Below are 23,074 nucleotides of genomic sequence, written 5' to 3'. Positions count from 1 at the left end.
GAGCGCCCTCGCACCAGAGTCGCCCTTGATACCCGACTCTCCGTACGCCGTGACGGCCTGCCCCTGCTTGGCACCGGGACCGTAGACCACGGCAATGTCATTGTCCTTCCGGAAGATGAAATTCTTTGACTGGCCCGTCGACTGGTAAACGGCGTCCCGGGTCCTTCAGGATCTCCACGACTCGTTCGTCGCTGAAGCCGTGCCCGGTGTCCCCGTGGTAGGTGGCATGCTTGTTGATCTCGCCGTTCTTCGCCTTCTGGATGACGTCGTCCACGATCTTGTCCGCCTTCTGCCTGGCCTTCTCCTCCTTCGTGTACTTGGGCATGAGGCCCAGCGGGTCGCTCCCGCTGTGCGGGTTGGACACGTACGCGACAGGGTTCGAGGCGGGGGCCAGGCCGAGGGGGTCCGGGGAGGTGTAGCTTTCCGGGTCGTAGTGGCGGAAGAGGTTGTAGTGGAGGCCGGTTTCGGGGTCGTAGTACTGGCCCGGAAAGCGGAGCGGGGTGTAGGTGGTGCTGTCGCGGGCCCAGGCGGTCGTGCCCCACAGGGTGGCCCGGGAGCGCCAGGCGATGTCGCCGGATTCGTCGATCAGCTCGGTGGGAGTGCCTATGAGGTCCGTGGCGATGGCGAAGAACCGGCGGTCGATCTCATCCTGGCGTTCGTCGGCCGTGAGGATGCGCTCGGTCTGGGCCAGGGGGACGTCGCCGCGGTAGTCCCAGGTGAGGGCGACCGTGTGGGGCTGGTCCGGCTGATGGCTGGTCTGTTCGCACAGGGTCAGACCGTCCCAGGTGAACCGGATCTCCTCGACCACGCTCTCGCTGCCGGCCGCCAGCCGCTGCTTGGCGACGCGGCGGCCCAGCGGGTCGTAGCGGTACCTCCAGCGGGTTCCGTCGGGCGTGGTCACATGGGTGAGGCGATTCTCTGTGTCTTACGTATAGCGCCAGGTGTCCGGCTTGCGGGAGAGGCGGGTCTTCTGGCGCAGGGTGACGCGGCCGAGAGCGTCGTACTCGAAGCGGACGCCTCCGGCGCGGGTGAGGCTGGTGCCGGTGTACGCGCGCGGCCCGGTGGCCTCGCCGCCGGGGTGGCCGGAGGGCCAGGACGCCGAGGTCTGGTTGCCCGCTTCGTCGTAGGCGTACTGCTCCGTCCAGCCCTCGGCGTGGACGGCGGTCACCCGGCCCGCCCGGTCAAGGTCGAAGGTGCGGGTGCCAGACAGCCGGTCCACGACGGACGTCAGATGACCGTCGGCGCGGTAGCTGTAGGCGCGGCTGTTGACGGCGCGCCCTGCGGCGGTGATGTTCTGCTCGGAGAGCCGTCCGGCCTCGTCCCAGGCCGAGGTCAGAGCGACCGCGTCGCCGAAGACGCGGGCCAGCTCGCGGCCGGCGGCGTCGTGGGTGAAGTCGACGCGCTGCCCGCCGGTGGTGAGGCGCCGGGCCTGCCCGTCGGCGCCGTAGGCGTAAGACGTGACGTGCCCGGTGGGTGTGGTGCGGCGCGTGCGGCGGCCCACGGCGTCGTAGGCGTAGGTGATGGGGCGGCCGTCGACCAGCTCGGTCTTGGTGCGTCCGCGACGGTCGTACTGGTAGCGCAGCTCCCCGTCCGGTCCGGCCGCCTCCAGTAGGCGTCCGGCCCTGTCGTAGGCGTAGGTCGTCACCCGCCCGTCGACGTCCTTGCGGACCGCCTGGCCGAGCTGGTCGCGTTCGAACGCGATGGTCCCGCCGAGCGCGTCGACGCGGGCGGCCAGTCGGCCCGCGGCGTCCAGCCGGTAGGTGAGGGTGCGGCCGTCGAAGTCCGTCTCGGACACGATGTTGTCGGCCGCGTCGTACGTGTACGTCCAGGCCAGTCCATGCGGATTGGTGACGCTGGTGAGGCGCAGCGCAGAGTCGTGCTCGAATTCGTAGCGTGCGCCATCAGGTCCGGTGCGGGAGACCGGCAGGTCGCAGTGGGTGTACTCGAAGCGGGTGACCCCACCGGCCGCATCGGTACGGGAGAGCAGGTTGCCCTCGCCGTCGTACGTCCACGACTCCATGGCTCCGTCGGGGTCGGTACGGCGGGCGAGCTGCCCGTCGGCGTCCCATTCCAGGCGGGTGACGCCGCCCGCCGGATCGGTGATGCGGACCGGCCTGCCGAGGGCGTCCCGCTCCGTGCGGGTCACGGCGCCGGACGGATCGGTCACCGCCACGGGCAGCCCCGCCGCGTCGCACACCACGTGGGTCGTGGCCCCGGCGGCGTCGGTGAGCGAGGTGAGGCGGGCCGCGTGGTCGTATGTGTAACGGGTGGTGGCGCCAGCCGGGTCGGTGACCGCCGTACGGTTGCCGCGCTCGTCGTACTCGTGGAGCATGCGTGCGCCGTCGGGCGCGAAGACCTCCACGGGCAGCCCGAACGGGCCGCGTACGGTGTGCAGTTCGCTGCCGTCGGGGCGGACGGCGCGTACGACGCGACCCTCCTCGTCGTACGAGAAGACGGTCATAAGGCCCAGGGGGTCGGTACGCGAGAGCAGGTTGCCGCGCGGGTCGTAGGTGAAGCGGGTGGTGTGGCCGAGCGGGTCGGTGATCGCCAGAAGCCTGCAGCCAGGTCCGAACAGGTGGTGGGTCGCGTGCCCGTCGGGGGTGGTCAGAGTGGTGGTGTGGTGGCCCGTCCGCGGGTCCGGCTCGGTGTACGACAGGGTGATCTGGATGTGGCCCGCCTCGCCGCCCTCCGCCACGACGCGGTCACGGTCGTCGTAGACGTAGTCGTAGCGGCTTCCGTTGGAGTCGATCCAGGCGATGACACGGCGGCGGTCATCGTAGACGAAGCGGGTGGTGGCGCCCGACGGCTTGGTGACCGCCGTGAGGTTGCCGTCCTCGTAGCCGTAGCCCATCAGGGGCAGGTCCTGGCCGCCCTCGCCCGCGCCGGCCAGGGACAGCCCGGCGACCAGGCCGTCCACGACGGTGACGTTCACCCGCTGGCCCGCCGAGTGCACCAGGGCCAGCGGCAGGCCGTCCTCGTCGCGGTCGATGGTGATGGCGTGGCCGTTGCGTTCGGTGATGGCGGACAGCCAGGCTTCGCCGTCACATCCCGGTTCGCTGCCGGAGGGGCCGGTGAAGTGGAAGATCAGGCCGCTATCGGGCTCGGTGACCGTGTAGTCGCCGTCGGCGCCGCGGGCCAGCAAGGTGCGGGCTCTGCCCTTGTCCGGCCGGGTGGGCACGCCGGGGGCCGGGTGCGGGTACGCGATCAACAGGCCTTCGGCGGTCACGTGGATGACGCCGGCTTCGTCTATCTCCAGACGCTCGTCGACCGTGGACGTCCAGGCCGGCCCAAGGAAGCGCCCGACAGGGCAGCCGGATTCGGTGCGGCGGGTGAAGACCAGCGGCAGGATGCCGGGGAGCTCGAAGTCGGTCTGGGGCAGGAACATGCGGCCCGTCGCGAGGTCCACCGGGTCGCCGGCCTTGTTGCGCTCGCCGTCAGGGGTGTTGTGGGTACCGTGTGGGGCGTCGTCCACCCGCTGGCGTGTTCGTGCGGCACCGGCGGCATCATCCACGTGCTTGGCAGCGGAGCTGACCTTCTTGAAGGCGCCGGCGCCCTTGGAGCCGATGAGTTCGGGGATCAGCTTGCCGATGCCTTCGGAGGGGTCCTTCATGAACTCGCTGAGCATCTGCTTGCCCGCGCCCCAGGGGTCGTTGGCCATGGTAAGCAGACCCGCGGCTGTCGAGTTCAGGTTCGTCGCGTACTCGGCGGGGTGCGTCATGTTGTACAGGCCGAACGGATTCAGGGCGCTCGCAAAGTTGACGACGCCGGCCGTGCCCTTGACGACACCGCCCAGGAGGTGGGTTCCGGCGAGTTCGAAGTAGATCCGTCCGTCGTTGAGCTGCTCGGTGTAGGAGGGCTTGGGTGGGGCGGCGGCAAGGGCCTCGCGGACGGCCGTGGTGGTGGCCTCGGCGACCTCGTTGCGCTGCTTGCGGGCGTTGTCGAGCTTGTCCTGCGCGGCTGTGGCCATCGCCTTGCCCGGGTCGGGGTAGTCGTCTCCCGGGCGGGGCGGCAGGGTCTCCTTTTTCGCCTCGTACGCGTCGTTGTATTCCTTGACCAGCTTGTTGTGGGCCGTGCGGGCGTCCTCGGAGGCCTTCTTGGCCTTGTTGTAGTCGTCGAGGGCCTCCTTGGCCTTGCCCTGGGCCCATTCGACGGTCTCGGCAAAACGGCCCATGGCGTGCCGCCTTGCGGAACGCGTCGGCGGCCTTGAACCAGCGCGGCGGCTCCTTCGCGACGGAATCACGGACCGCGTCGGCGGTGTCGCCTTTGAGCCCGTCGGGCCGGGTGAGACTCTTCAGGCCGTTGCCGACGGATTCGAAGGCCTTCCTGACGTCGTTCAGGTGGGCGACCTGCTCACGGATCTTCGAAGGGCTGCCGTAGACGAGCTTCTTCGGGTCCTCGGTCTGGCCGAGTTCGAGTTCCTCCACATCCGCGCCGAGCCGGTTGGCGGCCGAGCGGCTCTTCTCCCGGATCCAGTCGCCCGCATCGTCGAGGCCGACTTCCTTCGCCAGGTCGGCCGTCTTGTTACCGGCCCACTCGATGGCGTCGCCGACCCCCTCGACGGCGTCCTCGGCAACGTCTTCGACCGAGTCGGGTATGTAGTCGCGCCAGCCCATCAGTTACCGCCCCCGTCGCCCTTCGCCTGGTCCAGCAGGTCCTTCAGCGAACCGATCTTGCCGGTGTTGGTCACCGTGTCCTTGGTGTCCGACCAGGTCTGTTTGATGTCCTGCGCGCCCTTCTCGAACAACTCGGCGCTGTAGTCCGGCTTGTACACGTCCGCGCTGAAGATGTCGCCCCAGGACTTCTGCTCGATCTCGTCCTCGGTGGCGTGCGGATTGCCGTACGCGGCGTTCGCAGCCACCTTGAACGTGCCCTGGATGTACTGGTCCTCCTCCCACATCAACCCCGCGGCGATGCCCAGGTTCCCCGCCAAGGTGGAGGCGTCCTGGATCAGGGCGCGTACGCCCCACTCCCAGCGCTCGCAGAAGTCCTCGAAGACCGTGGCCAGTCCCGTGTGCCCTGTCTCCATCCCCGTCATCGACAGGTTCTCGAAGCCCGCACCCTGCGAGGCGCCGGCCGCATCGCCGGACTCCCGCAACTCCGCTATCGCCGCCCGCAGGCCGATCTGGATCGAAGCGACCGCGGCCGGCGAGACCTCCAGGTCCCCTTCGCCCGCCATCAGACAGCCGCCCCGTCGGTGGCCCGGCCGTCGACGACGTCGACTGCACAGGCTTCGGGGACGATCCCCGCGACCGGCGGGAAGAGCATCGAGCCGTCGGCGTCGGCCACGTTCACCGCCACCCCTGCCGGCCCGTCGACCTGCGGAACGACCACATCGACCAGGCGGGCGCCGAGGACCGCCAGGTACGGCCACTCCCGGCCGCCCTGCCCACGGGCCTGGGCGAACCGGAACAACGCCTCCTCGTCGGTGAAGGCGTAGAACCAACGAATCCCGCCCGACACGGCCGACATCAGACCACCGGCAGCGTCGGTGACGGGAACGAGCAGGACAGCTCGACGGAACTCACCCACCAGTCGCCCCGGATCCCCCTGGCCTTCCCGGCAATCGGCGATCTTGATCACTAAATGACCTACCGCAGCGAGGCGTCACACACACCCGGCGCCCGCGGGCACGCGCCGGTCCAACGGTCCTCGTTTCCAATGCGGGCGGCGTCGCGGTGGGCCTGGTACGGGCGCCGCGAGACTGTCCCGATACCCCATGCGCAGAGACGGGGCTGGCCATCGACTTCGACCGCGCCTGCCCAACCTGCAAGCAAGGAGGACCGCGGCCTTCTAAGCATCCGGCCGCATCTGCGTGCTCGTCGCCTGCAAGTCACCGCGCGCCGCAGCTGAAATGACCGTAGGGGGTCAGGGTTAATCTCAGCATCGCCCGCTGCTGGACCGCCATCGGTCCGAGGAAGCAGACCGGGACCGTACCGCCCTTGCGGAGGTGATCGGCCGGATGGCTCCTAAGGGACGAGGACGATCTTGCCGAGGTTACGGCGCTGCTCGATGAGGGCGTGGGCGCGGGCGGCGTCGGCGAGGGGGATCTCCGCGTGTACGGCGGTGCGCAGGGTGCCCGCGCCGCGCAGCTGCCAGAGCTCGCGCAGCCAGCGGGCGTAGAGTTCGGGCTTGCCGACGGCGATGGCCCGCATCTGGAAGCCGATCATCGAGGCGCCGCGGACCAGGAGTTCGTACGCCTCCACCGTGCCGCCGCCGGAGCTGAAGGCCACCAGTCGGCCGCCCGTCGCCAGGGCCCGTACGGCGGGGCCGAGGAGGTCGCCGCCGACGCCGTCGAGGATCACGTCGTACGGGGCTCCCCAGTCGGCGTCCTCGTAGAGGACGACCTCGTCGGCACCCAGCCCTCGGACGAAGTCGGCCTTGTCGGCGCGGCTGACGGCGGCGACGACGCGTGCCGCCCCACCGGCCTTGGCGTACTGGAGGGCGAGCGTGCCCACTGCGCTGGCCGCCGCCGTGACCAGGACCGACTCGCCGGGCTCCATTCGCGCAGCCTCATACGCGCCGCGCGCCACCAGCCCGCTGCGGACCAGCGCGACCGCCTCCACGGCGCTCGCGCCATCCGGGATCGGGGACGTCATGGCGGCGTTCAGGACCGCGAACTCGGCGTAGGCGTGGGCGAAGCACAGCCCGGTGACGCGGTCTCCGACGCCGAAGGCGGTGACTCCCGCACCCAGGGCGACGATCTCCCCGGCGACCTCGCCGCCGAACGGCACCGGCTCGCTGCCCTCCCGCACCTTGCGCACGGTGGGCAGGGTCACCCCGACCGCCTCGACCCGGATCAACACCTCCCCGGCCCCCGCCTCCGGCCGGTCGGCCTCCTCGGCGAACAGCACTTCGGGTCCACCGTTGACCTCATGGCGAATGCGCAGCACAGGACCTCCCCGATCCGAACTCATTGGATGCCCCAACGATAGGACGGATACCGTTGGGAAGTCCAATGACTTTTGGATAGGCTGAGCACATGACCTCGGACCCCTCGGACCTCCAGCGCATCCAGTCCCTGCCGACGTGGCTCGTCGGCCGTGTTGCGGCGCGCGGCCGGGGCATGGTCGCCGACGCGATCGCCGCGGAGGGGTTGAAGCTCATGCACCACGCGGTACTGGCCGCGGCGGCCGAGTACGGGCCCGTCACCCAGGCCGACCTGGGGCGCCGGCTGGCCGTCGACCCCAAGGACATGGTCGGCATCCTCAACCACCTCCAGCAGGAGGGCCTCGTCCTGCGCACCCCCCACCCCTCCGACCGCCGCAAGAACGCCGTCACCGTCACCCCGGAGGGCAAGGCCGTCCTCGCCCGCTGCGGAGCACTGGCCGAAGCCGCCAACGCCGAACTGCTGGCGCCACTCACCCCGGATGAGCAAGCGCAGCTGATGGCACTGCTGACCCGACTCCACGAAGCGGCGGAGATCCCGGCCTGAGCCGACCCGCCCCGACGCGGTCACCGGGGCTGCACCCTTGTCATTGCGATTCGACGGACGGACGCGGTGTTCGGGCGGCTGTCCGCGCGGCAGGAGCCCGCAGGAGGTCTCGCCAGTCGGCAGGCCAATTGGCCAGGGCGAGGACGCCCATGACGAGGAGGTGGGCCGGCGCGGCCCAACTCTCCCCCGCCGGATCGTGATTGACGATGTGGGTGGTGACCGCGCCGGTGAGCACGAACATCAGCGTCGCGGCACCCAGGAAGCGCGTCCGCTTGTTCGGGATCACCAGCAGGACGGCGGCCGCACCTTCCAGGGCACCCACCACGAAGCGCATCCATGACGGGTAACCCCAATCGACGAACTTCACGGAGTACGCCGAGCTGAACACCGTGTCGCCCGGCCAGTACTTGGTCACCGCGCCCAGCGCGAACTCAAAGGCCAGGAACCAGTACAGACCGGTCATGAGTCGCTTCGACACACTTGTCCCTTCAGAAGGAATTGGGCAGGGTCAGGCCTCCGCACGGCGATTGCAGTGCCGGCGGAGTCTTTGCTTTCGGATGTCAGCCGCGCAGAGTGGCGATGGCCTTCTCGATGCGCCGCAGTCGAGTCTCGGGCTTCTTCGCACTCTCGACGGCGCGCACATGCTCGCGCTTGCGGCTATGGGCGAGGTTGTCGTACGCGGCGCGCGCGACCGGGTCCTCGTCCAGGGCCCGGGCGAAGTCCGGGGGCTCGACGACGACGCGCGGCTCGGTGTCGAGCTCCAGCTCGACCTCGACCTCCTCGCCGATCGCGACGCCCGCGGCCTGCCGGTTGGCGTTGCTGAGGCCGAGCAGGTGACGGCCTCGCATGATGGCGACGCGGCTCTTCCAGGAATGTCCGTTGACCGTGATCGTCACCGGCGGCCGCGCACCCCCGCCGAGCGCTGCCACCACATCGGGCGGAACCTCCAGGCCCCGCATGGGCTCGGGTGGCTCGACGTGGGCCCGAAACTTCATGATCCGTCTCCTCTGGTTCTGCCGGCTCACCGCGGAATCCGGCCGCCCGGTGGAAGCGGTGGTTCCCATGACCATCACGCTAGGAGCTGCGCGGCCGCCGGTGCTTCTCGATTCCTGACCGGCCCTGAGACCTGCTTCGCCACGCACGCCGGCATCCCCTCCACCTTGATCGCCGACGCCGCACCACGGGCACGGGCAGTACCCGGAGCACCGGCATGGCCGGCCGCCGCCTGGCGCCGGAAGACCCCGGGCGACATGCCGACCAGCTCGGTGAAGCGGGTGGTGAACGTCCCCAGCGACGCGCAGCCGACCGCGAAGCAGACCTCGGTGACGCTGAGGTCGCCCCGCGGCAGCAGCGCCGCCGCCCGCTCGATGCGGCGCGTCATCAGGTACGCGTACGGCGACTCACCGTAGGCAGCCCGGAACTGCCGACTCAGGTGCCCGGCGGACATGTTCACATCACGGGCGAGCGCCTCCACGTTCAGCGGCTGCGCGTGTTCCCTGTCGATCCGGTCGCGGACGCGACGCAACCGCGCGAAATCAGCCAGGCGCTGCGCCTGGACGCGCGCACGCCGCCATTCGGGCTTGCACATGAGCACCCTCCCCCTTCGTCTTCCACTTTCACTTCAGCGCACCTCCTGGATGCGGACCAGGTTGCCGGCGGGGTCGCGGAACGCGCAGTCGCGGACACCGTACGGCTGCTCGGTCGGCTCCTGGACGACCTCGGTGTCCCCGGCCTGCACCTTCTCGAACGTGGCGTCGAGGTCCGGGGTGGCCAGCAGGATCCAGCCGTAGGTGCCCTTGGCCATCATCTCGGTGATCGTGCGGCGCTCGTCCTCGGTGATCCCGGGATCGACGGCGGGCGGCGCCAGGAGGATCGACGTGCCCGGCTGACCGACCGGGCCGACCGTGATCCAGCGCATCTTGCCCTGCCCGACATCGCTGCGGACCTCGAAGCCGAGGACGTCGCGGTAGAAGGCGAGCGACGCGTCCGGGTCGTCGTGCGGAAGCGAGGTGGTGTGAATGGTGATGTCCATAGCGAGCAGGCTAGAGCGGCTCCGCGCACCGCGCTTCTCGATTCCTGATCGATGCGGACACGTACGAAGGACTGCGCGCCGCCGGTGCCAAGGGCAGCGAGCGCCGGTTCAGCCTCCGAGGCGGTGTGCGAGGTGGAACAGATCCTCCAGGTGCAGCACCCGTCCGTCGAATCCCGGGAGCGGGACATGGAGCGGCTCGGTCCAGCGGGCGGGGATCGCATCCAGCCCGTAGTAGGCCCCCGCCAGGCCTCCGGTCACCGCGGCGACCGTGTCCGTGTCACCGCCGAGGTCGATCGCCGCGCGTATCGCGTCTTCGAAGCCGGCAGTGGTGCGCAGGGCCCAGACGGCGGAGCCCAGGCACGGCCAGACGGCACCGTTGAACTCGGTCGCCTGATCGGGGTGCCAGTCGGGCGCAAGGACCGTGGCGTAGCGGCCGCGGTGGTCGGGGTGCACAAGGGGCAGGATGTGCGGGAGCGCGGCGAGGGGGTCGGTGTCTTCGAAGGTGACACGAACGAGTTCGTGGAAGATCGCGGTGCCTTCCCAGGCCGCGCGGTCGCCGTGGGTGAGGGCAGCGATGCGGCGGGCCGCGTCCATGGTGGCTTCCTGTCCGGCGGACGCGAAGTAGACCGCGGATGTCGCTGCCCGCATCAGGGAGCCGTTTCCCGCCGCTCGCCGGTTGGTCTGGAAGTGGATCGCGGCGGCGAGGTCCCAGGGCATGCCGTTGGTCAGGACGTCTTCGGTCTGCAAACCGATGTCTTTGGGCTCCGACGCCGCCCACCGCTGGAAGCGGGCGAAGACGTCCGGCAGGTCCAGTCCGCCCCGCTCCAGCAGGGACTCCGCGACCAGGACGGCCATCTGCGTGTCGTCAGTGGCCTCGCCCGGATCCCAGCCGCCCCCTCCGCCCATCTCGCCGGCGGCACCGGGCACGGGAAACCGCGCGGAGAACGCTCCCGGGGAGCCGAACTCGAACGGGCCACCCAGGGCGTCCCCCACCGCTGAGCCGACGACCGCACCGGCGACCCGCTGAATCCGCTCCATCCACGCAGGCTACCTGCGCCATCGCGGCGGCGGCACCGGCGCCGAGCGCGTCCCGCCCTACGGAGGTGACCGCGGTGATGGTGAAGGGCGTCATGGGCGAGTGACGTCACCGCCACAACAGCAGCAACAGCAACAACAGGACGGCCGGACAGGACCGGCACTCTCACAAATGACCGTATCGGGTAAGGGCTTCATTCAGCTGCGCCCGCTGGCGATCCGTCATCGGCCCGAGGACGCAGACCGGAACCATCCCGTCCTTGCGGTCGATCAGGGTCTCCCCCGGGTACGACGGAGACCAGCCGGCCGGGCGATGCCTCTTGGCGGAGCGCCGGGCGCCCTTGTCGTACTCGACATGGAGTCCGGTGTACCGATACCAGGGCCTGCCCGCAGCGACCTCTTCGATGGTGAACCTCTGCAGGTGACTCCACCGGTATTCGCGCCTGCTGTAGTCGGCGGCGCTGGTGGTCGTGATGCCCTCCTGGTCGACCTGCAAGGACCAGGAGGCCTTGCGGTGCGTTCCCTTGAATGCGGCGAGCATGAGAAGGAATGCGAGCACCCACACTCCGACGCCGCCGAAGCAGAGCAATGTGATTGCCCACCCGTTGGGGCGCTGTCCGAACTCGAATGACGCGTCCGGGAGCGCGACGAGGACACCCCCCAACGCCACGGCCAGCGCAGTCACCAGCCGACTGACCGGGACGCGTATCGGCCGGGTGTCGGTGTAGGTGGCCATGGCCTCTTTCCCTGTCCACGAAATCGTGAACGGAGCGCCCGGCCCGGTTGATCGCGGGGTGTCGGGCATCGTAGCCATGTGCACCGGTGGCGGCTGCACCACCGTGCTCCGCACCGCCAACGCGTCCTCGGTACCGGCGTCAAGGGCCGCCTGCAGCTGCTGAAGCCGTTCCTGCACCAGCCCTGCCGACTGGGGGCGCCGGCCGGGATCCCGCTGGAGTAGCTCGGCTACGAGCACGGTTACGGCCGGCGGCAGGTCGGGGCGGAGCGAATCGAGGCGTGGCGCTTCCTCGTCGAGCTTGCGCCGCATGACCGCGAGGCCGTTGTAACCGGTGAAGGGCGGCCGACCGCCCAGCAGGGCGAACAGCACGCCGCCGAGTGCGTACAGGTCGGAGCGTTCGTCCCCGCGCTCGCTGACGAACTGTTCCGGCGCGCCGTACTCCGGGGTGCCCGCCGGAGTCAGCTGAGAGGAGCGAGCCACGGTGAACGTGGTTTGGATGAATCCCGCGATCCCGAAGTCGACGACCTTGACCTGCCCGTGCCTGCTGATCATCACGTTGTGAGGCTTGATGTCGTAGTGGATGACGTGGGCCTGGTGCGCGGCGATCAGCGCCGTACAGATCCCGCCGGCGATCTCCAGGGCGCGCGCCAGGGGCATGGGACTCTCGGCATGGATGTGTTCGGTGAGCGTCGCGCCCGTCACCCTCTCCATGACCAGGAAGAGCATGTCCTCGTGGACGCCTCGGTCATAGAGGGCGACCACGTTCGGGTGGTTGATCTGGGCGGCGGCAACTGCCTCACGCTCGAACCGTTGGGGCAGCTCCGGGTGGACGACCCCGTCAAGATCGAGCAGTTTGAGTGCGACGTCACGGTGGAGATTGCGGTCCCGTGCGGCCCACACTTCGCCCATGCCGCCCCGCCCGAGCCGCTTGACCAGCTCATACCGGCCTGCGATCAGCTCCCCGCGCTCCACCGCCCACCCCCGTCGGCTCCGGCGTACCCCCGCACCACAACGCTCACCCTTGAAGGTAGCCGTGAGGGGCAGACTTCGGGATACCGCGGCTCGGGCATTGGGTCGAGGGCAGGGCTACGCAGCACAATCATCCGCAACGCGCGGTCGACAGGTAAGCCCATTAGACCTGCGGGGTAGACAGATCGAGACCCCCAAAGATTTCTGGGATGCGGTCGCGGAGCCGTGCGGGCTGCCGAGTGGTTTGGCAGGAATCTGGATGCCGGGTCGGACACGATCGACGCCCGCGGCATATCGGAAGTGATCGACAGCCATGATGTCCTGGTCGTACACGTCGATCAGCGCGGACTCTTCGAGGGCGGCCGGGCTGGAACTCCCTTGTCACAGCAGCCGCCTCCGACGGCGGCAAGGACACCGCCGCCGCCATCGGCGGCCCCCACCGGCCGCGACGAAGACGGCTGGAGCACGTTCCTCACCATCGGCTAGCAGTACCTGCTACGCCACAGCGGCCCGGCTTCATTCGAAGCCGGGCCGCTGTGGTTCGCGCTCCGAAACTCTGAGCGGGCGGATGCCGTGTGTTCTACGTTGATCGGCGTGAGCGCGTCGGGACGGGTCTACCGGTTTGTCGGGCCTCGGGATGTGATCGCCGCCGTCCAGGCAGCTGACGGGGGTGCCACCATCCGGTCAGCCGCCGACTTCGCGGACTGGGTGGCAGGCCGGGCGGCCGAGGAACTGGAGGAGCCCTTCACCTTCGTTGTCGGCACGGACGGTGTCCTGCGGCTGGCCCCACGCCGCAGCGAACACGTCGCCTGCGCGAGCGGCGGTCGAGTGCTGAGCGCCGGCGAAATCGGCTTCCGCAGCGAGGACGGCCATTGGGCGGTGAACGAGGTCAGTAACCAGTCGACCGGCTACTGCCCGGACGTTTCCTCATGGCCGGCCGTCGCACGGGCACTGGATCGAGCCGAGTTCGACCGCCCCGGCTGCTTCACACACGCAGTGGTCTTCCGTCGGTGTCTCACCTGCCAGGAGCACAACATCGTGCGAGAAGGCCACTACGTCTGCGTCTTCTGCGACGCAGACCTCCCCCGGCGTTGGAACGTCGATCCGAGCGTGGATGACTACGACGGCCTCTGAACCCGTCCACCAGGCTGCTGCCCCAGCTGGGCCAGGGGTGCGGGAGGGACCCGGTGTAGCCCACCCCCTCGCGGAGCGCGGTCTCCCGGTGCTCGACGTCGGCGACGGCAACCTTGTGGATTCGGAGGTGTGCGGCAACCCGGACGGGAGGCCAGCGCTCGTCGTTCACGGTGGTCCGGGGTCCGGGTGCGGGGTCGGGGCGTGCCGGTACTTCGACCGTCGGAGATCGTCATCGCCGCCGTCACCACCACCCGACGCTCCGAGATCGACTGGCTCCACCGGGAGGTCGGCCGGCATTTCCCCGGGCAGTGGGAACGTTGCCTTGCCTGGGCCCCTGGCCGGCATCCCGGAGGTGCTGGTCCACGGGAGGCTCGGCGTGGGCGGGCCGCTCGGCACCGCGTGGGGAGTCGTCGGCGCATGGCCTGGCGCCGAGCTGGGCGTCGTCGGTGGTGCCGGTCGCCTGGGCGGTGGTACGACACGCGCCCATGTGGTCAAGGCCCTCGACAGGTGAGGCCAGGTCCGCGCCGCCGTCGGGTATCTGTCGGCGGCTGCCGGTTCGGTGTCGGTGGCTTGTCGGCGAGGGGCGTCAACGTTTCGGAGACGGCCAGTCCCAACCCACCGGGCGGCCCCCATCTTCAGGAGTCACCATGCACATGTCCGTCACGATCATCGGCGCCGGACTCGGCGGGCTCACTCTGGCTCGCGTCCTGCACGTCCACGGAATCCCGGTCGCGGTCTACGAGGCCGAGCCCTCCCCGACGGCGCGCACCCAGGGCGGGTTGCTCGACATCCACGACCACAACGGGCAGCTCGCCCTCGAGGAGGCCGGCCTGATGGACGAGTTCCGGGCCATCGTCCTGGAGGGCCACCAGGCGATGCGGGTCCTCGACCCGGACGGGACCGTCATGCTCGACGAGGCCGACGACGGCACGGGCGGTCGCCCCGAGGTGCAGCGCGGCGCGTTACGGCAGATCCTGCTCGACTCGCTCCCGGCCGGCACCGTCCGGTGGGGGCACAAGGTCAGCACCACCCGTGCCCTCGGCCCGGGCCGCCACGAGGTGACCTTCGCCGACGGCGGCTCCGTCGTCACCAGCCTGCTGGTCGGCGCGGACGGCGCCTGGTCGCGGGTGCGGCCGCTGCTCTCCAGCGCCACACCCGAGTACGCCGGCACGTCGTTCGTCGAGACGTACCTGTTCGACGCCGACACCCGGCACCCGGCCGCCGCGAAGGCGGTCGGCGGCGGGATGCTGATCGCGCCCGCGCCGGGCAGGGAGATCTTCGCGCACCGGGAAACCGACGGCACCCTGCACGCCTACGTGGCGCTGACCAGGCCTCAGGACTGGTTCGCGGCCATTGACTTCACCGATGCCGCCGCGGCCACCGCGCGGATCGCGCGCGAGTTCGACGGCTGGGCGCCGGAACTCACCGCGCTGATCACCGACAGCGATACGGCGCCGGTCCTGCGCCCCCACTACGCCCTGCCGACCGGGCACCGGTGGGACCGGGTGGCGGGGGTCACCCTGCTCGGCGACGCCGCCCACCTCGCGCCCCCGAACGGCGAAGGCGCCAACCTGGCCATGTACGACGGCGCCGAACTCGGCAACGCCCTCGCCGCGCACCCCGACGAGGTCGAGACCGCGCTCGCCGAGTACGAGCAGGCCATGTTCCTGCGCAGCGCGGAACCCGCCACTTTCGAAGGCGGCGAGGTTCCGGGCATCGACTCCGAGCACAACACGGCCCAGGGGCTGATCGACATGATCACCGCGCAGCGCTGACCTCCTGATCAGCGCTCGTCATCGGCCTCGGCCCGTCCGGAACCGGACCGGGGCCGGGGCTGAGGCCCTGAGCCCATCCAGGCTCCGTACAGGCCGCCCATGGCGACGACGACGATCGCCAGCGACTCCGGCGGTACGCCGATGAGGAGCAGGACGACGACGGTCAGCAGCACGGCGATGAAGGCCAGCAGGTCGGTCTGCCGCTGGGGGCGGTTCATGGATCCTCCACGGGATGGTCGTGCAGACGGCCCGTCCGTCCGCACCACCAGCCTTGGCTGCCGGAACCTTGTCCTCACCCCTCGATCCCGAACGGGCTGACCAAGGGCGACGCCCTCGTGAACAATGGCCGTTGTCCACGGACAACGGGCTGCGGGGGAACATTGGGCACGCGGGATGCAGGCGGTACGGGCGCGAAGTCGCCAGGGCGGACCGGCCGCAAGTTCGGTCCGTTACGGGACCGTTCGCAGGAGTTCAACGCCCTGGCCCGCTTCCTGCGCACGAGAGTGGAGGAGGCCGGCCTCACCGTGGCCGACCTGGTGGAGCCGACCGGGTTGAAGAAGTCGGCCATCAGCGAACGGCTGGCCGGGGCCAAGCTCGACGACGCGGAGTTCGTGGATGCCGTGGTCGTGGCCTGTACCGAGGCGCGTGAACTGCTCCCCAGGCGGGCGCGGCTGCGCGCGGACGCCGCCAGGCTGCTGCAGGCGACGCAGGAGCGGAGCACGCCGGTACCCGACCTCACGCGGCAGCCGCCCGCCGTCCGCAACACGGTGATGGCCGCGATGGAGACCGCGCAGAAGGGCATGGAAGAACTGCTGGACGTGCACCGGGACCTTCGGCGCAAGAGCGACGAGCTCGAGGCCCTCACCCGGGTCCAGTACGAGTCCCAGCTGGCGCTGCGCGAGGCCACCGAGCTCACCTCGGCCCTGTCCACGTGGGTGATCGTGCTGGCCGGCGAGGTGGAACAGCTCACTGTGGAGCGGGAGCTGACGATGACGGCCCAGCCGCCGGACCTGGCCCGCCTCGTGGCCGTGGACGCCGAGCTGGCGAGCGTGACCTCGCGGCACGGGCGTACGGCGGCGACCCTCGTACGGACCGAACAGGAGCGGCAGCTCGCCACCGAGCTGCTGGCGGAGGCGCTGACCCGCAGCCGACGCGTACGGCGGGAGATGCGGCACCTGCGGGCCGCGGTGGCGCTGCCCGCAGCAGACGGCACACCCGCCGAACCGGCGGCGGAGCCGGACGGGTTCGCGTCCCGGCGCCCCATCGGGGACGACATCGACACGGCCCTCGAACGGGCCGAGGCGGTCAGCCGGCGGATCGCCGACCGCCTGAGCGGAGCGCTGACCGCGCTGGACCCGGACGCCGAGGCGCAGCCACTGTCTGCCGCCCTGCCGGTTGCGGACAACGCGGACAATGCCCTGACCGGCGCGGATACCGCGGACAACCCGGTGTGGTGGGCCATGGTGGCAGACGTGCCCACGCCCACCTTTCTGTGGGCCGAACGCACGGCCACCGAACTCCTGCAGGACCGCAATCCCCACGACCCTCGCTTCGGGCACATCACGCGGAACCGTCCGCCACGGGAGGTCCTCCTGCTGGCGGACCGCCTCCAACAGCACCGGTGGCTGGAGGGCGGGACCCGATTGCGCAACGCCCTGGCCCTGTCGCTGGAGCCGGAGGCACTCGCCCCGCTGATCCTCGCCCTGCTGGACGCGGGGCAGCCGGGCATGGGGCGCCGGCAGCAGGGGGCGCAGATGCTGCACGAGGTGCTGTGGACGCGGCCCCCGTCGGAAGTCGCCACCCTGTACCAGCTCATGCCGTACCACCGGGACGAGGCGCCCGATGTGCTGAGGACGGCGTTCCGCGTCGCGGCACAACGGCCTTACGCGGACGTCGTGGCCCTGGTGCGGGAGCTGCTCGAGACCGCACCGCGGCACCTGTACAACAGCGTGCTGTTCGAAGCGATCGTCCGGGAAAGGCCACCCGCCGAGGTCGTCGACCTCGTCATCGCGCTGAAGGGCGTGGCGGATCACGGGATCGACTTCACGGTCTTCACCGGCCTTCCCGTCCCGCCGATCGGCCACACCGAGTTGTTGGTGCGGCTGCGAGCCGCATTGGGGCTGGGGCCGTTCGTGGAGATGCTCCCGGGGCTGTACGACGATTCGACCCCCGACCTGGCCGACCAGATCGCCGAGTTGCACGGTCCGTGGCCGGACTCGCTGGCGACCGCGGCCGAGAATCTGAGAGCCGACGTCATGCCGTTGATCATCCGTCGGACGACGCTGGACATCCTGGAGCGCATCACGGAGCGACTGGTGGGACGCGGTCTCTCCGTCGCCGAGGTCTTCGGACCGTACGCGGACCTCTTCCCCGGCGCGCCGGTCTCGCCGGCCGACTGAGGGCGGGCCGGCTGCGATATTCGGTGGCCGGCGGAGTCGGTGCGCACCACGATGTTGGACCCCCTCCACCGTCTACCCCGACATGTGGGTCGACCCGGACGACGATCCGCGCGAGGCCGAGGTCGAGACGGTCGGCGAACGAAGCACGCTGCTGGACTGCCTGCGCTACTTCCGCCTCACCATCGAGATGAAGTGTGCGGGCCTGGACGCCGGCCCGGCGGAACCCCCCGGCAGGGGCGGCCGTTGGACCCTCGCCCTGGAGTTCGGCGGGGAGCTGGGGATGCGGGCGGGCTTCATGGAGGCCATATCCGCGGGAACGCGGGCCGTCTCGCATTCCGGCAACGGCGGCAAGCCCATGGACTTCTTCCACTGGTACGAGGACGGGGTGCTGCGGACCACCTTCGAGTGGGCGGCCGACCGGACGGGCAGCACTCCGGACGATCTGAACGCCGAGCTGCGGGAGCTCGGCCTCAACCCCGACGGTGACCCGGATCCCGGCACCGACACGAAGGCGGCGGTCCTCGCGCTGACCGAACGCCTCACCGGCGTACGGGTGACCGCGGACCTGCTGGCGAACTCCGAGTACGCGACGGCCGAGGTGCCGCAGGAGCCGGCCGAGGAGTGGGAGAGCATCACCATCGACATCACGGACACACACGGCGAGCACACGTACGCACACGTCCGACGCGACCAGCTCTGACAGAACCCGGAAGGGCCCCGGGCTGACTCCTGTCTGAAGCGCGTACGCCATTCATCTCTGCCGCCGGCCGACAACCGCCTCCGTATGCTCTGGCCGTGGACGAATACCAAGGCCTCCAGGCAGTGATCGAATCGGCCTGGAAAGAGTGGGATGACTCCGACGTGGACCGCCGGGACCTCTGCCTCGACGTCGTCAGCGACGTCCTGGAGACGGGCCGTCTGACGCAAGGCGACGCCGAGCGTGCCGTCGAGCGCCTCGTCATGATCGCGCTCGCCGGTGGAGGCTACGCAGTACGGGAGGCTGCGCTGCACGCAGTCTGCACGGCCTCCACGCACTATGAGCTTCCGTACCGGGTGGTGGAGCCGCTCGCTGTCAGCGCGGATGACTGCGAGCCCTTGCTCCTGGGCTACGTCCTGTCCATCCTCGGCTCGACTCACGATCAGGCGGCGCTACCCGTCGTTGAGCGGTTCCTCCAGCACCCCCACCCAGAGGTACGCGGTGAAGCGGCGGAGGCAGTGCACGAACTCCGCTGGAGCCGGGAGTCCGTCCAGGGAGAGACGGCTTAGCTCCCCCCTCCACCGCACGGCAGAATCGCCCCCCTTCTAGCCCCCCCGGGAGCCTCGGGGCTCCCGGGTTGGGTGAAGATCGCTATCGTGAGGGTTTCGGGTTCCGTTGCCTTCGCCGGTGTGAGGCGGGGGGCTGCTGGGAAGCCAATGCCCGGTGCGTGGACTGATGTTGTTGTTTTGGAGGGGGATCCTTGGACGGGTCAGGCGTTGTCGACGTTTCCACTGCTGCGACCGTGTGCGTCATCGGTGCCGGCCTGTCCGGGCTGGCGACGGCGCACGCGCTCTCGGCCAGGGGTATCGACTACGTCTGCCTGGAGAAGGCAGCGGACGTCGGAGGGATCTGGCGGCAGCCGGGGGCCGGCGAGCGGGGGCCGGCCTATCGGTCGCTGCATCTGAACAGCGCCAAGCAGCTCACCGGGTACGCCGACTTCCCGATGCCGTCCGAACTGCCCCTGTACCCCGGGCACGGTGATGTCGCCGCCTATCTGCGGTCGTTCGCCGAGTGGGCCGGGCTGCTGCCCCGTATCGAGCTGCGCACCGAGGTGCTCTCGGTGCGGCAGGACGGCGGGGGCGGCTGGACGGTCGTCAGCCGGGACGCGCGGGGAGCAACGCGCGAACGGCGCTTCGCGCAGGTCATCGTCGCCTCGGGACACAACACGGAGGCGGCGCCGCCGAATCCGCTGCCGCCCGGCTCTGAGTCCTTCACAGGAACGATCCTTCACTCGATGGACTACCAGGCCGGCAGCGACTTCGCCGGGCAGCGCGTCGTCGTCGTGGGAATGGGGGCGTCCGGTGTGGACATCGCCGCGGACCTCTCACGGCACGCCGCGCACACCGTGCTCTCCATCCGGCGGGGGCTGCACATCGTGCCCAAGCAGCTCTTCGGCACGTCCGTGGACCTGATCGCCGACGCGCCCTGGTGGAGCGAGATGTCCTTCCCCGAGCAGCGCGCCTTCGTGGAGCAGGCGCTGCTCGTGGCGCGGGGGAAGCTGTCGGACTACGGACTGCCCGAGCCCGACCACCGGATCTTCGCGTCGGCCGTGACCATCTCGGACGAGATCCTCAGCCTGATACGCCACGGCGCGGTGGTACCGAGGCCCGCGATCGAGTCCCTGGACGGCAGCCGCGTGTCCTTCTCCGACGGAACCTCGGTGGAGGCGGACGCGATCGTCTACTGCACCGGATTCCGGATGTCCTTCCCCTTCCTGCCCGCCGGATGCCCGGCGGGTCCGCGGCAGGAGGCGGTCGAGCTCTACAAGCGCGTGGTCGCGCCCGACCTGCCCGGCCTGTACTTCACCGGCCTGATCCGGCCACACGGCTCCATCACGCGCCTGGTGGAGGCCCAGGCGCGATGGGTGGCGCGGATCATCGGCGGGGACGCGACCCTGCCGGCGGCAGACGTCATGCGCAAGGAGATCCGCGGGTACCTGAGCGCCATCGAGGAGCGCTACGGGCGGACCGCGGGCTCCTCCATCCAGGTCGACGTCGGCACCTACCTGCGGGAGCTGCAGGACGCGTAGGGTCCCGCTTCCCCGTCAGGCCGCGCCCGGGACGCGCCCGGCTGCGCGCCGCCGGGCGGGTACGGCCGCCGGCGGCTTGACCTCGTACGCCTCCGAGGAGATGTACGCGGTCACCCGCGGCGGGCGGCCCTGCTGGTGGGCGAGCCCCAGGTAGGCGATGAGCCCCACGCCGTCCTGCGGGCGCCGCGAGGTGGCGGCGGACAGGGATCGGACCAGCGGGTCGGGATCCACGCCGTACCTGCGGAGGACCGCCACCGCCCGGTCGAGGGCCTCGCCGTCGTGCGGGGCGTAGTCGCGGACCGGGATGTAGAGCGTGAAGCCGCTCGGCCGGCCGGTCGCCGTCTCGGTGAAGGCGTGGCAGGACTGGACGGGACGGCGGCCGAGGCGCGGGCCCCGGCCCTCCTCCGCCTCGAGGACGGCGGCGTCGGTGTGCCCGGCCGCCATGTGGAAGAACCTCTTGATCTCGGCCTGTTCCGGTCGCCCCGGGCCTTCGCCCACCCGGGCCAGGCCGGCTGCCTCCGTGGCCGACAGGTCGTGGTGCGCGAGGTAGACCTTCACCCGGGGTTCTTCCCAGTCGCCGAGGTCCAAGGCGAAGAACAGATGGCGGTCGCCTTCGGGCAGCGCCGTGAACGCCTGGTGGTGGCCGAGGCGGCGCAGCGCCTCCCGCACCGTTTCGGCGGAACGTTCCTGCCCGGACGCCGCGGGGTTCAGGTACACCTTGACCCGGGGAACTCCGCCCGGGAGCAGTTCCAGTGCGCACCACAGCGCCAGGGGGCCTTCGGGGTTCGGCGGGAAGAAGAGGTCCTCCAGCTCGTCCAGCCGTCCGGTGCTGAAGCCCCACCGCTGCGCCATCTCCCGGACGACCCTCAGACCGGTGCGCCCGTTCTCTTCCAGGCTGTCGGCACCGCACCCCGGCTCCAGCAGCACGCGGAGGGTCGGATCCGCGTCCGGTACCAGGGCGAGCGAGTACTCCACCGGGGTGTGGTCGTCGGAAAGGAAGGAGTCGTACGGGGGCGGCAGGTCGAGCGACCGCTCGGCCACCGGGCCGAGCGCCGAGAGCACCGTCCGCGCGTAGGCCACGGAGTCGGCCCCGCTCAATCCCACGGCCTCGCACAGCCGCAGGACCTGTCTCGCCGTATGACCGCCCAGTGTTTCCGCACCGGACTCCTCCGGGGCGGCCGGCCGCGCAGCGGTCAGCCGCCCTCCTGCCACGGCCCTGGGCGCCCAAGAAGATACCCGCCCCGTGGGGCGGGTATCGAGAGGGTCGAGCTCGGTGGGCCGTTGCATGAAAGCGGCGTCGGCGGATATGTGGTCCACGACACCTCCCTTGTCTCGTAAGCGCGTCGGAACAACGCGTTCCTCACTACCCCCGAGGATGATCTTTCATGCGGTGGCGGGGGAGTTGGCCGATAATGGCCGCATCACCTGGTGAGCCAGTTGAGGAACTGGCTCCACTTCCCGGTGCGTTCACGCTTGGCGCCCGTCTCCTCCGGGCCGGCGGACGCGGGAGCCTCGGGGCGTGGCTGCGCGACCCCCCGGTGTGCCGTCCCGACCGGGGTGAACCGGGCGGGCAGCGTGGCGAGGCCGCGGTTGAAGGGGCCGGGGCGCCAGGTGAGGCTGTCCTCGGGGACGGCGAGTTCGACGTCGGGAAGCCGGTTGAGCAGGTTCTCGATGGCGGACACGGTGATCTGCCGGGCGGGCTCCTTGGACGGGCAGGCGTGCGGGCCCGCGCTCCACGCCAGGTGGGCCCGGTTGCTGCCGGACTGACGCGCGGCGGACAGCGCCGGGCCGGTGTTGGCGGCCGCGAAACTGACCAGCACGAGGTCGCCCGCCCGCAGCTTCTCCCCCGCGAACTCCATGTCGGACGCCGGATAGTGCGGCGCCAGGTTCTGCATGGGCGGGTTCTCCCACAGCGTGTCGTCGATGGCCTCGTCGATCAGGCCACCCTTGTGCGCGTACTCGTCGTGGGTGAGCAGCCGGTGCAGGGTGTTGCCGATGAGGTTGCGCAGCGGTTCGTTGCCCGCCACCAGCAGGAGGGCCAGCTGATGGACCATTTCCTCGTCCGTCAGCCGCGCCTCGTGCTGCATCAGCCATGACGTGACGTCCTCACCCGGCGTGGCCCGCTTGAGCGCCACCAGTTCACGGACCGCCCCGAACAGCACCTCCATCGCCTTCTCGGCGTTGACGCCGTCGAACATGCCGGTGATGCCGAACAGCACGCGGTCGCCGATGTCGTCCGGGCAGCCGAAGAGCTCGTTGAACACGAACAGCGGCAGCTGCTTGGCGTAGTCGCCGAGCAGGTCCACGGAGCCCCGGGAGCCGAACTGGGAGATGAGGTAGTCGGAGACCTGCTCGGTGCTCCGGCTCAGCCGGCGCACGTCGACGCGGGCCATGCTGTCCGTCACGGCCTGGCGCAGCCGCAGGTGCTCGGCGCCGTCGGTGAACATGCAGTTGGGCCGGTACGCCAGCACGGGCACGACCGGGCTGTCCGGGCTGACCCGGCCTTCGGCGAGCTCACGCCAGCGGCGGGAGTCCTTGCGGAAGGAGCCGGAGTCCTGGAGCAGTTGGAGGGCGGTCGCGTAGTCGGTGACGAGGGTGGCCTCGACCCCCGGGGCGAGCTCCACGGGTGCGGTCGGGCCGAAGTGGCGCAGGTAGGAGTAGTACGCCTGCGGATCGGCGGCGAACTCCGGCCCGTGCAGGGGCACCCGGCCGCCCGCGGTGTGGGCCGGGCACCCCGGCGGGGGCACGGGGGCCGTGGGTTGAGTGTCCATGTCTG

19 protein-coding genes and 3 pseudogenes are annotated in these 23,074 nt (G+C 70.4%); 9 read left to right on the top strand and 13 right to left on the bottom strand.

Annotated features, from left to right (window positions below; genetic code table 11):
• Positions 1-319: 319 nt before the first annotated feature.
• From ACFTXQ_RS10620 to ACFTXQ_RS10605, 4 genes and pseudogenes are all read right to left on the bottom strand, one after another.
• A pseudogene (locus tag ACFTXQ_RS10620) lies at positions 320-4,613 on the bottom strand (putative T7SS-secreted protein); the annotation flags it as partial.
• The gene (locus ACFTXQ_RS10615) at positions 4,613-5,176 is read right to left on the bottom strand and encodes a hypothetical protein (protein WP_382638191.1); all 564 of its coding nucleotides are present in this window, start codon (positions 5,174-5,176) and stop codon (positions 4,613-4,615) included. The gene ACFTXQ_RS10615 and the pseudogene ACFTXQ_RS10620, both read right to left, overlap by 1 nt.
• Positions 5,176-5,580 (bottom strand): SseB family protein, encoded by a 405-nt coding sequence (locus tag ACFTXQ_RS10610; RefSeq protein WP_382638188.1) that lies wholly within the window; start codon positions 5,578-5,580, stop codon positions 5,176-5,178. Before ACFTXQ_RS10610 ends, ACFTXQ_RS10615 begins: the two co-directional genes overlap by 1 nt.
• A 386-nt stretch (positions 5,581-5,966) precedes the next feature.
• The gene (locus ACFTXQ_RS10605) at positions 5,967-6,890 is read right to left on the bottom strand and encodes a zinc-binding alcohol dehydrogenase family protein (RefSeq protein WP_382638186.1); all 924 of its coding nucleotides are present in this window, start codon (positions 6,888-6,890) and stop codon (positions 5,967-5,969) included.
• A gap of 89 nt (positions 6,891-6,979) precedes the next feature.
• Between ACFTXQ_RS10605 and ACFTXQ_RS10600 the strand changes: the two genes are divergently transcribed.
• The gene (locus ACFTXQ_RS10600) at positions 6,980-7,432 is read left to right on the top strand and encodes a MarR family winged helix-turn-helix transcriptional regulator (protein ID WP_382638183.1); all 453 of its coding nucleotides are present in this window, start codon (positions 6,980-6,982) and stop codon (positions 7,430-7,432) included.
• A gap of 40 nt (positions 7,433-7,472) precedes the next feature.
• Here ACFTXQ_RS10600 and ACFTXQ_RS10595 read toward each other — a convergent pair whose 3' ends face one another.
• From ACFTXQ_RS10595 to ACFTXQ_RS10570, 6 genes are all read right to left on the bottom strand, one after another.
• Complete coding sequence (locus tag ACFTXQ_RS10595; protein WP_382638180.1) at positions 7,473-7,895, bottom strand: DoxX family protein; 423 nt, start codon at positions 7,893-7,895, stop codon at positions 7,473-7,475.
• 97 nt (positions 7,896-7,992) lie between these two features.
• Positions 7,993-8,427, bottom strand: coding sequence for a YdeI/OmpD-associated family protein (locus ACFTXQ_RS10590; protein WP_382638177.1), 435 nt, complete (start codon positions 8,425-8,427; stop codon positions 7,993-7,995).
• A gap of 74 nt (positions 8,428-8,501) precedes the next feature.
• Positions 8,502-9,020 carry a helix-turn-helix transcriptional regulator gene (locus tag ACFTXQ_RS10585; protein WP_382638174.1) on the bottom strand — a complete coding sequence of 173 codons (519 nt, stop codon included), beginning with the start codon at positions 9,018-9,020 and terminating at the stop codon, positions 8,502-8,504.
• A 33-nt stretch (positions 9,021-9,053) separates the two neighbouring features.
• Positions 9,054-9,464 (bottom strand): VOC family protein, encoded by a 411-nt coding sequence (locus ACFTXQ_RS10580; RefSeq protein WP_382638172.1) that lies wholly within the window; start codon positions 9,462-9,464, stop codon positions 9,054-9,056.
• 108 nt (positions 9,465-9,572) lie between these two features.
• A complete protein-coding gene (locus ACFTXQ_RS10575) occupies positions 9,573-10,502 on the bottom strand; it encodes an ADP-ribosylglycohydrolase family protein (protein ID WP_382638169.1) in 930 nt (309 codons plus the stop codon).
• Between the two features lie 163 nt (positions 10,503-10,665).
• Positions 10,666-12,207 (bottom strand): serine/threonine-protein kinase, encoded by a 1,542-nt coding sequence (locus ACFTXQ_RS10570; RefSeq protein ID WP_382638166.1) that lies wholly within the window; start codon positions 12,205-12,207, stop codon positions 10,666-10,668.
• A 166-nt stretch (positions 12,208-12,373) separates the two neighbouring features.
• Between ACFTXQ_RS10570 and ACFTXQ_RS10565 the strand changes: the two are divergent.
• From ACFTXQ_RS10565 to ACFTXQ_RS10550, 4 genes and pseudogenes are all read left to right on the top strand, one after another.
• A pseudogene (locus ACFTXQ_RS10565) lies at positions 12,374-12,690 on the top strand (barstar family protein).
• A 108-nt stretch (positions 12,691-12,798) separates the two neighbouring features.
• On the top strand, positions 12,799-13,338 hold the full coding sequence (locus ACFTXQ_RS10560) for a hypothetical protein (protein WP_382638163.1): 540 nt from the start codon (positions 12,799-12,801) through the stop codon (positions 13,336-13,338).
• 37 nt (positions 13,339-13,375) lie between these two features.
• Positions 13,376-13,849: pseudogene (locus ACFTXQ_RS10555) on the top strand (hypothetical protein).
• A gap of 136 nt (positions 13,850-13,985) precedes the next feature.
• Positions 13,986-15,113 (top strand): FAD-dependent oxidoreductase, encoded by a 1,128-nt coding sequence (locus tag ACFTXQ_RS10550; RefSeq protein ID WP_382638161.1) that lies wholly within the window; start codon positions 13,986-13,988, stop codon positions 15,111-15,113.
• A gap of 8 nt (positions 15,114-15,121) precedes the next feature.
• Here the strand turns inward: ACFTXQ_RS10550 and ACFTXQ_RS10545 are convergent, their stop codons facing one another.
• Positions 15,122-15,331 (bottom strand): hypothetical protein, encoded by a 210-nt coding sequence (locus ACFTXQ_RS10545; protein WP_382638158.1) that lies wholly within the window; start codon positions 15,329-15,331, stop codon positions 15,122-15,124.
• A gap of 162 nt (positions 15,332-15,493) precedes the next feature.
• Here ACFTXQ_RS10545 and ACFTXQ_RS10540 point away from each other — a divergent pair, with 162 nt between their 5' ends.
• The 4 genes from ACFTXQ_RS10540 (at position 15,494) to ACFTXQ_RS10525 (ending at position 20,298) form a co-directional block, all read left to right on the top strand.
• Positions 15,494-17,512 (top strand): hypothetical protein, encoded by a 2,019-nt coding sequence (locus ACFTXQ_RS10540; protein WP_382638156.1) that lies wholly within the window; start codon positions 15,494-15,496, stop codon positions 17,510-17,512.
• An 82-nt stretch (positions 17,513-17,594) separates the two neighbouring features.
• Complete coding sequence (locus tag ACFTXQ_RS10535) at positions 17,595-18,212, top strand: DUF6461 domain-containing protein (RefSeq protein ID WP_382638153.1); 618 nt, start codon at positions 17,595-17,597, stop codon at positions 18,210-18,212.
• Positions 18,213-18,307: 95 nt separating this feature from the next.
• Entirely contained in the window at positions 18,308-18,778 is a 471-nt protein-coding gene (locus tag ACFTXQ_RS10530; protein WP_382638150.1) for a HEAT repeat domain-containing protein, read from the top strand.
• Between the two features lie 233 nt (positions 18,779-19,011).
• The gene (locus ACFTXQ_RS10525; RefSeq protein ID WP_382638147.1) at positions 19,012-20,298 is read left to right on the top strand and encodes a flavin-containing monooxygenase; all 1,287 of its coding nucleotides are present in this window, start codon (positions 19,012-19,014) and stop codon (positions 20,296-20,298) included.
• A gap of 15 nt (positions 20,299-20,313) precedes the next feature.
• On the opposite strand, the gene ACFTXQ_RS10520 is transcribed toward ACFTXQ_RS10525, so the two are convergent.
• Positions 20,314-21,402, bottom strand: a complete 1,089-nt coding sequence (locus tag ACFTXQ_RS10520; protein WP_382638144.1) for a tryptophan dimethylallyltransferase family protein — start codon at positions 21,400-21,402, stop codon at positions 20,314-20,316.
• 317 nt (positions 21,403-21,719) lie between these two features.
• Positions 21,720-23,069 carry a cytochrome P450 gene (locus ACFTXQ_RS10515; RefSeq protein ID WP_382638141.1) on the bottom strand — a complete coding sequence of 450 codons (1,350 nt, stop codon included), beginning with the start codon at positions 23,067-23,069 and terminating at the stop codon, positions 21,720-21,722.
• Positions 23,070-23,074: the final 5 nt, after the last annotated feature.

Source organism: Streptomyces sp. NPDC057010, assembly GCF_042673805.1.
Lineage (GTDB): Bacteria > Actinomycetota > Actinomycetes > Streptomycetales > Streptomycetaceae > Streptomyces.
This window is presented reverse-complemented; position numbering and strand designations above follow the sequence as displayed.

Excerpts from the sequence above, each read along its gene's own strand:
- ACFTXQ_RS10535 (WP_382638153.1), top strand. The coding sequence starts at position 17,595 with ATGTGGGTCGACCCGGACGACGATCCGCGCGAGGCCGAGGTCGAGACG.
- ACFTXQ_RS10615 (WP_382638191.1), bottom strand. The coding sequence starts at position 5,176 with ATGGCGGGCGAAGGGGACCTGGAGGTCTCGCCGGCCGCGGTCGCTTCG.
- ACFTXQ_RS10600 (WP_382638183.1), top strand. The coding sequence starts at position 6,980 with ATGACCTCGGACCCCTCGGACCTCCAGCGCATCCAGTCCCTGCCGACG.
- ACFTXQ_RS10545 (WP_382638158.1), bottom strand. The coding sequence starts at position 15,331 with ATGAACCGCCCCCAGCGGCAGACCGACCTGCTGGCCTTCATCGCCGTG.
- ACFTXQ_RS10575 (WP_382638169.1), bottom strand. The coding sequence starts at position 10,502 with ATGGAGCGGATTCAGCGGGTCGCCGGTGCGGTCGTCGGCTCAGCGGTG.
- ACFTXQ_RS10550 (WP_382638161.1), top strand. The coding sequence starts at position 13,986 with ATGCACATGTCCGTCACGATCATCGGCGCCGGACTCGGCGGGCTCACT.
- ACFTXQ_RS10590 (WP_382638177.1), bottom strand. The coding sequence starts at position 8,427 with ATGAAGTTTCGGGCCCACGTCGAGCCACCCGAGCCCATGCGGGGCCTG.
- ACFTXQ_RS10595 (WP_382638180.1), bottom strand. The coding sequence starts at position 7,895 with ATGACCGGTCTGTACTGGTTCCTGGCCTTTGAGTTCGCGCTGGGCGCG.
- ACFTXQ_RS10515 (WP_382638141.1), bottom strand. The coding sequence starts at position 23,069 with ATGGACACTCAACCCACGGCCCCCGTGCCCCCGCCGGGGTGCCCGGCC.
- ACFTXQ_RS10580 (WP_382638172.1), bottom strand. The coding sequence starts at position 9,464 with ATGGACATCACCATTCACACCACCTCGCTTCCGCACGACGACCCGGAC.
- ACFTXQ_RS10585 (WP_382638174.1), bottom strand. The coding sequence starts at position 9,020 with ATGTGCAAGCCCGAATGGCGGCGTGCGCGCGTCCAGGCGCAGCGCCTG.